Source organism: Paraglaciecola arctica BSs20135 (assembly GCF_000314995.1).
In the GTDB taxonomy this organism is placed as follows: Bacteria; Pseudomonadota; Gammaproteobacteria; order Enterobacterales; family Alteromonadaceae; genus Paraglaciecola; species Paraglaciecola arctica.
The window spans coordinates 292,864-306,798 of sequence record NZ_BAEO01000062.1; the positions used below are offsets into that span (position 1 = coordinate 292,864).

At 41.0% G+C, this 13,935-nt stretch carries 14 protein-coding genes and 1 other RNA gene; 8 read left to right on the forward strand and 7 right to left on the reverse strand.

The genetic code is table 11. The features are described from left to right. Nucleotides 1–54 precede the first annotated feature (54 nt). From GARC_RS21575 to ssrS, 4 genes are all read right to left on the reverse strand, one after another. Nucleotides 55–996, reverse strand: a complete 942-nt coding sequence (locus GARC_RS21575) for a nucleoside hydrolase (RefSeq protein ID WP_007624434.1) — start codon at nucleotides 994–996, stop codon at nucleotides 55–57. 19 nt (nucleotides 997–1,015) lie between these two features. Then, nucleotides 1,016–1,906: a ribokinase gene (locus GARC_RS21580; protein WP_007624435.1), complete on the reverse strand. Its 891-nt coding sequence runs from the start codon at nucleotides 1,904–1,906 to the stop codon at nucleotides 1,016–1,018. Between the two features lie 246 nt (nucleotides 1,907–2,152). Beyond that, entirely contained in the window at nucleotides 2,153–2,563 is a 411-nt protein-coding gene (locus GARC_RS21585) for a hypothetical protein (protein ID WP_007624436.1), read from the reverse strand. A gap of 35 nt (nucleotides 2,564–2,598) precedes the next feature. Next, nucleotides 2,599–2,780: non-coding RNA, 6S RNA (gene ssrS / locus GARC_RS26520), on the reverse strand. A gap of 152 nt (nucleotides 2,781–2,932) precedes the next feature. On the opposite strand from ssrS, the gene GARC_RS21590 reads away from it, so the two are divergent. The 8 genes from GARC_RS21590 (at nucleotide 2,933) to GARC_RS21620 (ending at nucleotide 9,959) form a co-directional block, all read left to right on the forward strand. Further along, nucleotides 2,933–3,502, forward strand: a complete 570-nt coding sequence (locus GARC_RS21590; protein WP_007624438.1) for a UPF0149 family protein — start codon at nucleotides 2,933–2,935, stop codon at nucleotides 3,500–3,502. 71 nt (nucleotides 3,503–3,573) lie between these two features. Beyond that, nucleotides 3,574–4,899 carry a Xaa-Pro aminopeptidase gene (gene pepP, locus GARC_RS21595; RefSeq protein ID WP_007624439.1) on the forward strand — a complete coding sequence of 442 codons (1,326 nt, stop codon included), beginning with the start codon at nucleotides 3,574–3,576 and terminating at the stop codon, nucleotides 4,897–4,899. Between the two features lie 4 nt (nucleotides 4,900–4,903). After that, nucleotides 4,904–6,118 carry an FAD-dependent oxidoreductase gene (locus GARC_RS21600; protein WP_007624441.1) on the forward strand — a complete coding sequence of 405 codons (1,215 nt, stop codon included), beginning with the start codon at nucleotides 4,904–4,906 and terminating at the stop codon, nucleotides 6,116–6,118. 55 nt (nucleotides 6,119–6,173) lie between these two features. After that, entirely contained in the window at nucleotides 6,174–6,464 is a 291-nt protein-coding gene (locus tag GARC_RS21605; protein WP_007624442.1) for a hypothetical protein, read from the forward strand. Between the two features lie 8 nt (nucleotides 6,465–6,472). After that, nucleotides 6,473–6,940: a Cys-tRNA(Pro) deacylase gene (gene ybaK, locus GARC_RS21610; protein ID WP_007624443.1), complete on the forward strand. Its 468-nt coding sequence runs from the start codon at nucleotides 6,473–6,475 to the stop codon at nucleotides 6,938–6,940. A gap of 18 nt (nucleotides 6,941–6,958) precedes the next feature. Continuing rightward, a complete protein-coding gene (locus tag GARC_RS27610) occupies nucleotides 6,959–7,084 on the forward strand; it encodes a hypothetical protein (protein ID WP_007624444.1) in 126 nt (41 codons plus the stop codon). A 2-nt stretch (nucleotides 7,085–7,086) separates the two neighbouring features. After that, complete coding sequence (locus GARC_RS21615; RefSeq protein WP_007624445.1) at nucleotides 7,087–7,839, forward strand: sulfite exporter TauE/SafE family protein; 753 nt, start codon at nucleotides 7,087–7,089, stop codon at nucleotides 7,837–7,839. Between the two features lie 587 nt (nucleotides 7,840–8,426). Then, nucleotides 8,427–9,959 (forward strand): methyl-accepting chemotaxis protein, encoded by a 1,533-nt coding sequence (locus tag GARC_RS21620; RefSeq protein WP_007624448.1) that lies wholly within the window; start codon nucleotides 8,427–8,429, stop codon nucleotides 9,957–9,959. 104 nt (nucleotides 9,960–10,063) lie between these two features. On the opposite strand, the gene GARC_RS21625 is transcribed toward GARC_RS21620, so the two are convergent. The 3 genes from GARC_RS21625 to GARC_RS21635 are packed head-to-tail and all read right to left on the reverse strand — an operon-like array spanning nucleotide 10,064 to nucleotide 13,767. After that, entirely contained in the window at nucleotides 10,064–10,717 is a 654-nt protein-coding gene (locus tag GARC_RS21625; protein ID WP_007624449.1) for a GDSL-type esterase/lipase family protein, read from the reverse strand. 2 nt (nucleotides 10,718–10,719) lie between these two features. After that, entirely contained in the window at nucleotides 10,720–12,444 is a 1,725-nt protein-coding gene (locus GARC_RS21630; RefSeq protein WP_007624450.1) for a DUF885 domain-containing protein, read from the reverse strand. Nucleotides 12,445–12,474: 30 nt separating this feature from the next. Then, a complete protein-coding gene (locus tag GARC_RS21635) occupies nucleotides 12,475–13,767 on the reverse strand; it encodes a M24 family metallopeptidase (RefSeq protein ID WP_007624451.1) in 1,293 nt (430 codons plus the stop codon). Between the last annotated feature and the right edge of the window lie 168 nt (nucleotides 13,768–13,935).

The window sequence follows — 13,935 nt, forward strand, 5'->3', positions numbered from 1 at the left end:
TTGGTCTCGCCATACACGAGACCATAACATAATTTATTTTTTCACCAAACCATATTAACTGTTGTAGGTATCTAAATACAACTGAGTCAAACGAGTGTTGTCAACTTTGGTTGCTACATTGATAGTTTGCGCATTGAGCCAATCTGGGCTTGCGGTAGTGTTAGGTAATGCAACTGAAGTTTGACCAATGTTTAAGGGATCAGTCGATACTCTTGCATGACCTGTTTGCAATTCGAACAAACTAGGGTCGATAAGATGAGCAATTGGCATTGCATCGTGAAAAAAGCACACATCTTCTTCTCTATTTTGTGAGTAAAATTCCACATAAAATTGTGCAGCATCATGTACAAAACCGCCTAATTTAGGATTATTTTCTTTCAACTGAGTCAAAAAATTTGGAGTAAATGGGCAGGAGTTTGTGACATCTAAACCAAACATGTTTAGTTCCCAAGAAGCACCAAATACAATCTCAGCCGCGAATGCATCATTCCAAATATTGGCTTCTGCTACAGGAGTGACATTGCCAGGAACAAAAGCGGCACCACCCATAATAGAAATTGCTTTTAACAACTTAGGTAGTTCAGGTTCAAGGCGTAAGGCCAAGGCTAGATTACCCAATGGGCCAATTGCTACCACAGTAATTTCGCCTGGAAATTCACGTGCCTTATCAACAATAAACTGTGCCGAGCTGCGCGGGTCTAGTTCACCTTTAGCTGCGGGGAAATTGATATTACCGAAGCCATCATCGCCATGTACAAAATGTGCATATCCCGATTCTTTACCTACCCAAGGCATACCTACACCTTTACACACTGGAATGTTTTTTTCAGCTAAGGAACATAAAGTAATCGCATTTTTGGCGGCCATCTCTACAGGCACGTTACCAAATACAGTCGTCAGCCCTAATACTTCGATTTCAGGGTGCTGAAAGGCAAAGAAAATTGCCATTGCATCATCGATGCCCGGATCGGTATCTAGTATAATTTTGTGGCTCATTAATTGTCTCCCGTAAAAATTATTGTTTAGCAAGAAAACGATTCACGTCTTCTTCGGTAGGTATAGATTGTGCAGCGCCCACTTGCATAACGGCTAAGGCTGAAGCAGCACAAGCGCGTGTTAAAGCGGTTTTAGTATCGGTATGATTGCTGTAGGCAGATAAAAAATAACCGATAAATGTATCGCCTGCTGCTGTTGTATCTACTGCTTCTACTTCAAAAGCTGGCACATCAATAGTTTTGTCTTTTTTAAGCATACGCACCCCAGCTTTGCCCAAAGTAATCAATACTTCTGCATGAGGCCAATCTTGACGAAAGTAGTCTTCTATTTTATCTAATTCTTGGCGTCCAGAGATCTCTTCTGCTTCGACTTCGTTGACAATTAATAAATCAATACATTCAAGAGGTAGATGTTTGACTGATTCAGTCATAGGGGCCGGATTAAAGGCTACGCGTAAGCCTTTTTCTTTAGCTTGCATAAGCACTTGGTCGATACCGTTGGTTTCATTTTGGGTCAACACCCAATCGGCAGATGAAACATTATCGAGTGCATGCATGATGTCTTTAGGTGTCATTTCATGATTAGCACCACCAAACAACACTATGGCATTTTCTGCTGAAGGGGTGACTTGAATTATCGCATGACCAGAGGCTGTTTCACTGCAGGTAACATGTTTACAATCAATACCATCACGGATCATGGTTTGCTTGAATGCAACATCGATTTCGTTAATTTTGCCAACATGTCGCACTTGTGAACCGGCTCTGGCTAACGCGATTGACTGATTAGCTCCTTTGCCACCCAAAAGACATTGGTAGTGACTTGAAGCAATAGTTTCACCGGGTTGCACAAAATGGTCTACTTGATAGACATGATCGATGTTGATTGAACCAAAGTTGATAACGGCCATAATTCGCTACTGCGCCTCTTGTTTTAAAGTTCTAGTTTGAATTTATTCTAGCCGAATAAAAACATAAATTAACCCTTAATTAAAAAGTTGACCATTTGGTCTGGATGCAAGTATATTGATTTTTTCTCTGGCAGCAAATTTATTTAGGGGCTGTTGATCCTTCAAATATCCTCGAGACTGGGGGCATTTATTTGTATACCGAGGCGTTTTCCTTGAAGTTTAGTCCTTCTAAACGAAAGGTAAACTCTAGGCAAAAAGGCGGGTTAGCTTATGGATAAATCCTGTTTTAGGAACATAAGGGGAAGTATCGGTTAAAAATAATCTTACAGATACAGTAGCGCCATGACCCCATGGCCACCAAGCTGCCATAACTTTGGGATGACTTTCAATATTGCTACTGAATAGTTTTTGTTGTTTTACCAGTTTCGAAAATACACCTGCGTAATGCCTGACTTCGCCTGGCGCTTTTTTAATGGTTTTAACGTCCCAACTTACAGGTAAAGCCTGTTGTAAGGTAAATAATACTTGGTCTTGTTTATCGACTGAGAATTCAGCTAGCATCACTTTATGAAAGTCGTCATATTTCCATTTCACCATAGAAGATAAGGCTTCTAAGACATCTTTTCCGTAAGTCTGTATTTGTTCTTCATGATTCATAAACTACTGCTCTCAATCCATTCTTGATAGTTTGGGTGCCTCCCAAAATGCCGCTGTTCGGTGTAAGCCCGTGAACCGAAAGTTCAGGGCGGAAGTGTCATCGCTACCGTAGGCGTCTCGATACGAGCCGAGCTTGCGCAATAGTAGTGGAATCAACTCCCTAGGTAAAAAGCATCGGCCAGGGACATAACTAAACTGGCAAACACCCCAGGAGGCATAGAAAACTGCTTAATGCACAACCAGTAAACAACTAGCCGAGCAATCTGCACCGCTATTATAATCTGTTAGTAGCCAGATATACTAGTGCTATCATGTATTTGCTTTGTTGAGAGTGGTAGCATTGCTTTATCAAATAATTGAGAGTGCACTTTGAATACATCAACCAACCTTTTCGATACCATAACTTCATTACTTGAACGTAATGATATTTTAACCTCAGCCGCGGAAGTACAAGGTATGTTTTGTGGCATGTTAGGGGGGGGAATGCCACTAGAATGCCAAGATTGGTTAGAGCCTCTCGCCGATTTTATTCATCAAGGCGAGTCATTTTCTAAAGAAGTAGAAGATACCTTCAAAAGTCTATTTGACACTACATGCCAACAGTTAGTTGAAAGCGACTTTGCATTGGTACTTTGTTTACCTGAGGATTCAGCACCTATTAACGATCGGGGTCAAGCCTTATTGAATTGGGTGCAGGGTTTTATGCTTGGATTTGGTTTACATCAGGATGATTTAACGGGGTGCTCTGGCGATGTTAAAGAAGCCCTAGAAGACTTTGCAGAAATCGCGCGAATGGACGAAGAAATGAGCGAAGATGAAGAATCAGAGAAAGCTTTATTTGAAGTCATGGAATATGTTCGCGTTACTGCTATGTTATGTTTTAACGAGTTGGGTAAGTCACCGGAACAACAACAAAGTGAACCGAAAACAGTTCATTAGGCTGTTTATTAAGCAGCAATTATATAAGTTTAGTTTTTTCGTATTGTAAAACAGTAGAGTGAGTTACACCCTTGCCCATTGATAACACTGAATTTTTAACTCGCCAAAAGCATTTATTACAAGCTATGCAACCCAACAGTATTTGTTTGTTGCCTGCTTCTAACTTAGTCACTCGTAGTCGCGATACTGAGTACCCTTTTCGCCAAGACAGTTATTTTCAATATTTATGTGGTTTTCCAGAGCCAGAAGCTTGGTTAGTGCTGTCTAATCATCAAGAATATTCACATGGCTTGTGTATTTTATTTTGCTTAGATAAAGATCCAACTATGGAAATTTGGCAAGGACGCAGATATGGTCCGAAGCAAGCTAAGCAACAATATGCAGTAAACTTGGCATTTTCTGTAGACGAAATAGATGAACGCTTATTAGATTTAATTGATGGTCATCAACAGCTGTATTTTGCTCAAGGGCATGATCATGGCGCTGATGACTTAGTACTTTCGGTATTACAAGCTTTACGTGATGCCCCGAAACAAAGTATGCAGGCTCCTTCTAGTCTAATTGATGTGCGAGTCATACTTGATGAAATGCGCTTAATTAAGTCAGCCACTGAAATCGAGATGATGCGTCAAGCCGCTGCTATTGCCACCCAAGCTCATATCCGGGCGATGCAATTTGTTGAGACTGGGAAAAATGAATATCACCTTGAAGCAGAAATACATCATGAATTCGCTATGCAAGGCGCAAAATACCCCGCTTATAGCACCATAGTAGGGGCGGGTGATAATGGCTGTATTTTGCATTACACCGAAAATAATCAAGGGCTAAAAGCAGGGGATCTGGTATTAATCGATGCAGGCTGCGAATGGCAAGGTTATGCATCTGATATTACTCGTACTTTTCCCGTTTCTGGGCAGTTTTCAACTGAGCAAAAGCAACTCTATCAACTGGTGTTAGATGCGCAACTTGCTGCCTTTGAGGTAATAAAACCTAACAACACCATTAAGCAGGCCAGCGATGTGGTTATCGCTGTGATCACCCAAGGTTTGCTTGATTTAAATATTTTGAAGGGCGAGTTAGCCGACAATATCGAAAAACAGACCTATCGTGAGTTTTACATGCATGGCCTCAGTCATTGGCTTGGTTTGGATGTACACGATGTGGGTAATTACAAAATTGATGGTCAAGACCGGCCATTAGTACCCGGCATGGTACTTACGATTGAGCCGGGTATTTATATTGCGCCTGATGCAGAGGTAGATAATAAATGGTGCGGCATAGGTATTCGAATTGAAGACAATTTACTGATAACCCAAAGTGGCCACGAAAACCTCACCTTAGCTGCACCTAAAACCATCAGTGATATTGAAGCCCTGATGACAAAAAAGAGCGACTAACAGGATGCGTGCATTCGATATTATTGTAGTGGGCGGCGGTATAGTTGGGCTGACTCAAGCATTAGCTTTAAAGAACAGTGGGCTGTCGGTCGCTGTTGTTGAAAGTCATGTTAGCCAAGGTATGCCAAGTGACGACCCAGAGTTGCGTGTTAGCGCGCTTACATTAGCGACAGAGAATATTTTCCACAACTTAGGTGTTTGGCAACATTTAGACCCAAATAGGCTATGTAGTTATGTGGATATGCAAGTTTGGGATCAAGACAGTTTTGGTAAAATTACGTTTTCTGCAGACCAAGTAAAAAAACATCAGCTAGGCCATATTGTTGAAAACCAAGCAATTAGACATAGTTTATGGATACAAGCACAGAACAGCAGCCACATCGAGTTACTTGCTCCTTCGAAAATAAAGCAGTTGGTTTTTGGTCAACAAGAATGTTTTATTACCTTAGACGACACGAGTCAATTAACCGCCAGATTAGTAATAGGAGCTGATGGCGCTAATTCAGTGGTAAAAAAACAAGCAAATTTAGCGCAAACATTTTGGGACTATGATCAACATGCCATAGTCGCAACGGTTAAAACCGCTATGCCCCATAAAAATACCGCTCGGCAAATTTTTACTCCTACAGGGCCATTGGCGTTTTTGCCTTTATGGGATGCACATCATTGTTCGATTGTATGGTCACAAGATGAACCAAAAGCAGCCACATTACTCAAACTTTCAAATGCAGAATTTGATAAAGCCCTGACTGTGGCATTTGATGGCACCTTAGGATTATGTGAATTGGTGAGTGACAGGCAAAGTTATCCGCTAAAAATGCGCTATACGCGCCAATGGGTGGGTAATAGAGTCGCTATTATTGGCGATGCCGCGCATACTATTCATCCTCTAGCTGGTCAGGGGGCTAATTTAGGAATACTTGATGCCGCTGCGCTGGCTGAACAGATTATTAAGTTGGTCGAGCAAAACAAGGATTTTGGATTAGCTAAAAATTTACGACCTTTTGAGCGCTGGCGCAAAACTGAAGCAGTCAAAATGGTAGCCGCGATGGAAGGTTTCAAGCGCTTATTTGCTGGAGATCAAGCTGTTAAGAAATTAATCAGAGATACTGGCTTAAGTTTGGCTAATCACTCATCATTTACAAAACAAAAAATCATTCAACATGCCATGGGTCTGGAAGGCGAATTGCCTGAATTAGCTAAATTGCGTTCAGATTAGGAATTTCAATTTAAAGCTTCATCAGCCGTGACTTATATTTTAAAAGGAATACCCAGTGAATAAAATTTTTATCATTAGCGCTTTGACTCTAACACTTGTTGCCTGTGGCTCTCATCGAGCGCCACCATATGAAAAAGATAAGCGTCCAGAAGATCGTGAGCAATACTCTGGTATAGAAGGTGTTATACAACAACAAAAAGACCAAACTTATTTGAACAACCAAGCAAGAATGGCGAAGTGCCAAGATTCACGATTAGATTTGGTTGATGCCGAGGCTGAAGGGGATATCAATATGATCCGCCAAGTTAAAGCAAGAGTACAAAAAAATTGTGTTATTGAAAAATAGGCTGTTGTTTGACCCCCGCGATCAATAGCGCTAAAAAGGCAAAAATCGAATTTAGCGTTCATCAATACGAACATGATAGTGGCCATGCTTCCTATGGAATGGAAGCGGCCGAAAAGCTGGCGGTAGAGGCTGAGCGTGTATTTAAAACCCTAGTTGTTAAGCTAGATGCTAAGCAACTAGTGGTTGCGATCCTACCCGTCAACGCTATGTTAAGCATGAAAAGTGTGGCCAAGGCTTGTGGTGGTAGAAAGGCTGAAATGGCTGACAAAGTCGAAGTGCAGCGTAGTTCGGGTTATGTATTAGGTGGAGTTAGTCCTCTTGGACAGAAAAAACCTTTAAAGACTGTTATTGACCAATCTGCTAAGCAGTATCCAAGCATTTATGTGAGTGGTGGTCGTCGAGGACTAGAAATTGAGTTAAATGCACTAGACTTGCAAACTATTACACGAGCATTATTTGCACCACTCTCACAGTAATTACTCCTACAGGTTTTCATGAAAATAAAGGTTTTAACCCTGAATTATCAGGACTCACAACATGCTCAAGATATGCTGTTTTTACTCGACAATTACGCCTTAGATCCTATGGGCAACGCACTGTTTTGGGAACCCCGCCTGTAATTATGCTAGAACTATTTGGTTATTCCCTGAGTTATACGAGTGTCGCGCTACTATTTTTAGTGGCGTTTTTTATTGGTATGGCCAAAACCGGTGTACATGGTATATCGATGTTTGCAGTGCCTTTGTTGGCGCTTATTTTTGGTGGCAAGGCTTCATCAGGGGTGATGTTGCCTATGTTAATTTTGGCCGACCTGTTTGCGGTTAAGTATTATCACAGACATGCTAACTGGCATTATTTAATTAAGTTGTTTCCCTCTGCAGCATTGGGCGTATTAATTGGCACTTGGTTAGGTAACGTAATTGACGACCAAGTGTTTCGGACCGTGATGAGTGTCATCATCTTTGCTAGCTTAGCGATTATGTTATGGATGGAAAAAGGCGATAAAGAGTCGATCCCCGATTATTTATGGTTTGCATTATTGATGGGCTTACTTGGTGGCATTACTACTATGATAGGCAATCTTGCAGGCTCAGTTATGGCCTTGTACTTGCTCAGTATGCGTTTACCCAAAAATGAATATATTGGCACTGCGGCATGGTTTTTTCTGGCAATTAATGTATTCAAAGTGCCGTTTCATATATTCAGTTGGCAGAGTATCGATTTAAATTCATTTATGCTTAGCTTTATCAGTTTACCCTTTATTGCTATCGGTGCTTGGAGTGGTATTCATATAGTGAAACGTATCCAAGAAAAACACTATCGTTGGCTAGTCATAGGCATGACAGGTGTCGCATCAATTTTAATGCTGATTTAGATAGTTTATATACACCCCCAAATTTGATGAAATAGAAAAAAGCATACAAGTTGGCGATAAATTTGTACTCGGAATTCGTGAAAAATAGCTACAGTTTTCTAAAAATCCAGCTAACTTGAGTAAAATACCTAAACTTAAAAAAGCCGTTGAACTGATGAATGATAATGGCGATTATCAGCGTATCATGCTAAGTATTATGGCAATGTTGTTGGGGTTGTTACGGCATTTCAATAGCCCCAAAGCAAACCAAGTTTGTGCCCAAAATGCGGATCACTTTATTTGCCCTTACCTTCCTCTATCTTTTAGAACAATAATATTGGTATCCAATCTCTGCACGTTAGTGTTTGTTTAATCATGCATTTAGTTTCGTCTGATATTGAGCCTAATATTAATTCAAATCGTTCTTAGTTATTATATCTTTTTTTCTTAAACCCATATGCGTTGTAAGGTTATTGGTTTAATATGCAAATTGTTGCGTACTGGCTTAATAGTCAACTAGTGTTATAAGTTTTTTTCTTCATAAATCAACAATCCAACAATCCAACAATCCAACTATCAATTCTCATTAATTTGAATGGAGAAGTATTATGTCCAGAGTCGACAAACCTGTGGTAAATGAAGAGATTAAATTTAGTCCTAATGAAGAACTTGTCTCGGTTACTGATACTAAAGGTGTGGTTCAATATGCAAACGATAACTTTTGTCGAGTCGCTGGCTTTGAATATGACGAATTGGTAGGACAACACCATAATATTGTCAGACATCCAGATATGCCCAAACAAGCCTTTGCGGATATGTGGAGTAAACTAAAGTCTAAACAAGCTTGGCGTGGAGCGGTAAAAAATCGTAGTAAGGATGGCCGTTATTATTGGGTTGATGCATTTGTAACCCCCCAATTTGAAGACGGGGTTCTTACAGGGTACCAGTCCGTTCGAACTGTTTTGAAATCTGAATATCGTGCTAGAGCTGAAACCCTTTATGGGAAAATCAATAATGGGAAAAATTTAGGCGAGTCTTTTTTTAAAGGTAAAATGAAAGATCTACTTTATGTGGTGTTAGCGCTCATTTTAGCTGCTGGGTCTTTGTACTACCCATTTATTGCGTTCTTATTAGTATTATTGCCTTTTTTAGTCTTTCGAAAAGAACTTTTTGGTCTGCGATCATTTATTACCGCGCTGCGTGATGAATACGATAGTGTCTCTCGTCATGTCTTCTCTGGTAGCGATGATACCAGCGTAGTCGATTTCTCTAAAAAAATGCAAGAAGGCAGAATTAAAACCATTATTGGTCGAGTGATTGACAGCACTAAAGCGTTAGGTCAGGGGGTAGGCATACTTAAAGAGTCTTCTTTTCAGGCTAAACTTGGCGTAGAGCGCCAAACCAGCGAGTTACATCAAGTCTCTGTGGCGATCGAGGAAATGGTTGCAACAAACGATGAAGTGGCGAGAAATACGGCACTAACTTCTACAAAAATTGAGTCAGTTCATAAAGATTGTAAGCTTGCCACTGATTCCATGACCAATACTATGGAAAAGGTGTCAAATCTTGCAACTGAAGTAGCCGAATCAGCTGAAACCGCGGGAACCTTAGCAGACGAAGCAAATAAAATAAGTGGCATTATGCAAGAGATCCAAGGGATCGCCGACCAGACCAACCTATTGGCGTTGAATGCTGCCATTGAAGCTGCTAGAGCTGGCGAGCATGGTCGCGGTTTTGCGGTTGTTGCTGACGAAGTGAGGACACTTTCTAGTCGCACACGTGCTGCTACTGAACAAATTCAAACCTCAGTGGGGGATATTCAAAACACACTGCTTTTATGGTCAAAAACCATGTTAAAAGAGAAAGAATCGGCTGAAAAATGTGTGCAAGACACAGAAAGTACTCGAACCTTAGTGTTTCATGTTTATGAACAAGTCACTGAAATATCAGATCTGGCTAATCAGATATCAGTCGCATCTGAGGAACAAAGTGTGGTGTCAAAAGAAATTAGCACCAATATTGTTAATATAAGCGAAGAATCTAACAGCAACTTGCAGCAGGCCGAAATTGTGGCACAAGAGTCAAGCAACATTGAAATAAGGGCAAAGGGACTTACTGCTTTAGGAGCAACTTTCGGTTAGCCTAGTTATACGGATTGGTATTAATCTGACCCATGGTGTATGCAGCTGGATGGTTTGGTTTATCCCGATCTTCACTTTATTAGGCAAGGTTTTGAATTGGCTAGCTAAGGCATATTTTGCTGTAACAGTTTTATTTGTTCAGCCCATACCCAATACTGGGCTGAATTAAGATGTAATAAATCCGGCATAACAGATTCTAACAAAACCTCATCTTCGGTGAGAAAGTGTTGGTTGATATCTAACCAAACTGCTTGTTTTGTGTCTGCATATTGTTTGATTAATTGGTTGGCTAAATTAACCCGTTTTCGCATAGGTTTTTGAGTATTTCGACTACGGGGGAAGATCGCCATAAGTACGATAGTTGTTGTTAGAAGGCGTTTTTTTAATTCATCTAAAATAACTTTTATGCCTGCGGCAATATCTTCAGGCGAGTCGAGTCTGTGTCCGGCATTATTGGTGCCTATTAATAAAACCAGCATTTTAGGGCATAGTTCGTCAATTTCGCCGTTTTGGATACGCCATAATAAATGTTCAGTTCTATCTTCTGCAAAACCAAGATTAAGTGACTTTTGAGGGCCAAAATATTGCTGCCAAGCAGGTTTTCCCTCGTCTTCCCAAGCATGAGTGATAGAGTCGCCTATAAATACAATATCCAACTTGTTACCCAATGCTTGACGCTCTAAAAGTTTTTGCTGGTGGCGTTGTTGCCACCAGTCTTCAAAGCGTTCAGTAGGGATAACGGCAAGGGGTTTAGACATCTTTATTTTGCATTTTGCGTCACAATCCAATCGTTAATTACGTCTTCAAGTACGGCCATGGGAAGCGAACCTTGACCTATAACAGTATCGTGAAAACTACGAATATCGAACTTTGTACCTAAAGCTTTTTCGGCTTTGGCGCGCAATTCACGAATTTTAATTTCGCCCATTTTGTATGACAAAGCTTGGCCAGGCCATGAGATATAGCGGTCAATTTGATCTTCTACTGATTTTTGTGTCAGCGCAGTATGCTCTGCTAAATAATCAATCGCTTGTTGACGACTCCAACCAAAAGCATGAATGCCAGTATCGACCACCAAGCGCACCGCACGCCACATTTCATAACCTAAGCGACCAAAGTCGCTATATGGGTCTTGGTAGAATCCTGCTTCTTTACCTAAACGTTCAGAATATAAACCCCATCCTTCGCCAAAGGCTGAATGACTTAAAGTGCGTCTGAATTCTGGTACATCTAATTCCATGGCAATGGCATTTTGTAAATGGTGTCCTGGTACAGCTTCGTGCAGGCTTAGAGCCTCTAAGTTATAAAGCGGTTGTTGCGAGGGCTCAGAGGTTAAAAAGTAGGTCCCAGGAGTGCGACTGTCGGGTGGCGGCATATAAAACGCGCCTCTTGAAGCCGAGCCCTTTATGGTAAAAGTATTGCGAGGAAGCTTGCCAAAAAATGTTGGTAATTTGCCATACATTTTCATAGTGATAAAAGCGGTTTTTTCGAGTACATCTTGTCTGTCTGTGGCATAAAACTGTGGATCGGTAGCTAGAAATTCCAAAAACTCAGCGTAACTTCCTGTGAATCCAACCTGGTTAATAATAGCCTGCATTTCAACTCGAATACGCTTAACCTCGCTTAAACCCAAATCATGGATTTGTTGAGGTGTGGCATCTGTAGTGGTGTAGTAATTGGCTGTGTAGGAATAATAATCTGCACCACCTTTGGCACTGGCAATACCCGGTTCTTCGCGACAGTTAGGCATGTACTCGTTAACAAAAAAGTCGTAAAAATTCTGATAGGCAGGCACTACTGCCGATGTAATTAGCTCTATAGCTTGTGCGTTATAAGTACTTTTTTGTTGCTGGCTAAAGGTATTGGGAAAACGGGTAAAAGGTTCAAATAACGCACTTTCTTGTGGATCTTTCACTATGTGTGCGCTGATAGTTTGATGATAGTCCTTAAAGCTTTCACAATGATGCACATAACCATTAGCTAACCCTGCTTTCATCAGGTTGATGTTTTCTTGATTAAAGCGCGGATAGTCGGCCAGGCTAACTAAAAAATTGTCGTAATCTTTACTACTTAAAAACGCCATATTGGCTGGTGCTTCGGCAAAATAGGTGTGCCAACCACTTAAGAAGTTGACTGGAAAATACTTATCTTGAAATTGATGACTTAGTGCTTCAGTTTCTCGTTCATATTTAAATAAACGGAAATTCATCAACTGTTCTTCGCTTAAGGCATTGCTATCAATCTTGCTAAGTTTGGATAACACCTGCTGGTTATATGTTTCTCGTCTCGCTATGGCCTGTGGAGTAAATTCGGCTAATTTACCATTGGGTTTCCAACCATCAGGGTCGGTGCGAAAGAATACTTTTTCTTTTTGGGAATTTTGCCAATGTTGGTCGATGATAATTGTAAGATCTTTATTTGCGTCAGCAAAAGTGTTCCAGCTAAGGGCTGTGAACGTAAATACGGCTAAGATTTTTTTAAACATAATGTTCTCTTGTTGCTATTATCGTGACTATTAAATAGGAAGAGCGGCAAGTTTGCCAATAGGTGCATCCAAAGAGTCTGGTGGTACTGTAAACCATTGAATACCTTTGTCTGTCATATAGACACAATCTTCTAAACGTACACCAAATTCACCAGGGAGGTAAATGCCAGGTTCATTGGAAAAACACATCCCAGCTTTTAAGGTTTCAGTTTCACCATGTACAAAGTTCACGGGTTCGTGGCCTTGCATGCCTATGCCGTGGCCCGTTCTATGAGAAAGCCCTGGTAGTTTATAGTCAGGCCCTAACCCTTGTTTCACATAATAAGCACGTACAGCATCATCCACTTTACCTGCAGCTGTGCCAAGAGTGGCTGTTTCGAAGGCAATACGTTGACCTTCTCTTACGGTATTCCAAATTTTATGCTGTTTTTTGCTCGGCTCACCAAATACAAAAGTACGGCTAATATCAGACTGATAACCTTCAACACTGCAACCACAATCCATCAACACTATTGAGCCCTCGCGGATAGTTTGTTGTTGATTGGTTCCATGAGGGTAGGCGCTGGCTTCGTTAAATAATGCCATATTCCAAATACCACTACCGCCCAAAGCAGCTTGGGCCGAAGACATTAAGCCTTTTACTTCTGACTGGCTCATGCCTAATTCGAGCTTTGACCAAACATAAGCATATGCGTTTAAGGTGATTTCGTTGGCTTTGTGCATAAGCTGTAATTCATGGCTGTTTTTAAACATACGACAGCCTAAAGTAATAGGCTCAGCGCTGGTATCTTGCATGTTGGACACTAACGACATAATGCCGCGCTGAACAAAATAGCGCACTGAATCTTCGAAGGCGAGGGTGCCTTGAGTGATTTTTCTATCATTGAGTATTTGTTTGACTCGTTCAAATGGGCTTTCATGCTCTTGCCATACCCGCACGTCCTCACCCACTGCAAGACTTTCACGAATACTTGGCTCTTCAAAAAACGGGCAGACGACGGCTATCTCGCCATCTTTTGGGATAACTACTGCGGTGAGGCGTTCGCTGCGCCACCATTGAATGCCAGTGAAATAGTCCATAGCAGGGCCTGGCTCCAAAATAATGGCAGCGATATTGTGTTTTTGCATGAGTAATTGGGCTTTAGCGATACGCGCTTTGCGTTCTTTTGCTGATATAGGAGTGACATTTTCGGTTATGTTTTTTAAGGCGCTCTTTTCGACATTCATGTTAGTCGCTGTGGATGCTATTGCAAGGTGACTAAGGGGGAAAGCTGCGAGAGCAACACCACTGGCTTTTAAGAACTGTCGTTTGTTTAATTCCATTTTTAGGCCTTATGAGAGTGAAAAGCATTAATTAGGAATACAGACTATTACAAATGGGCTGTGTTTTGTAGGTGTTACTGTTACTGGATCAGTGGATTAGTTTTTTATGCCTTAGGGGCATGCCATCCGCGGTTTTTTCATAGCACATTTTTGCAGTAGGATTTATTT

Coding starts and splice junctions, on each gene's coding strand:
- GARC_RS21575 (WP_007624434.1), bottom strand. CDS start 996: ATGAGCCACAAAATTATACTAGATACCGATCCGGGCATCGATGATGCA.
- GARC_RS21580 (WP_007624435.1), bottom strand. CDS start 1,906: ATGGCCGTTATCAACTTTGGTTCAATCAACATCGATCATGTCTATCAA.
- GARC_RS21585 (WP_007624436.1), bottom strand. CDS start 2,563: ATGAATCATGAAGAACAAATACAGACTTACGGAAAAGATGTCTTAGAA.
- GARC_RS21600 (WP_007624441.1), top strand. CDS start 4,904: ATGCGTGCATTCGATATTATTGTAGTGGGCGGCGGTATAGTTGGGCTG.
- GARC_RS27610 (WP_007624444.1), top strand. CDS start 6,959: ATGAAAATAAAGGTTTTAACCCTGAATTATCAGGACTCACAACATGCT.
- GARC_RS21615 (WP_007624445.1), top strand. CDS start 7,087: ATGCTAGAACTATTTGGTTATTCCCTGAGTTATACGAGTGTCGCGCTA.
- GARC_RS21620 (WP_007624448.1), top strand. CDS start 8,427: ATGTCCAGAGTCGACAAACCTGTGGTAAATGAAGAGATTAAATTTAGT.
- GARC_RS21625 (WP_007624449.1), bottom strand. CDS start 10,717: ATGTCTAAACCCCTTGCCGTTATCCCTACTGAACGCTTTGAAGACTGG.
- GARC_RS21630 (WP_007624450.1), bottom strand. CDS start 12,444: ATGTTTAAAAAAATCTTAGCCGTATTTACGTTCACAGCCCTTAGCTGG.
- GARC_RS21635 (WP_007624451.1), bottom strand. CDS start 13,767: ATGGAATTAAACAAACGACAGTTCTTAAAAGCCAGTGGTGTTGCTCTC.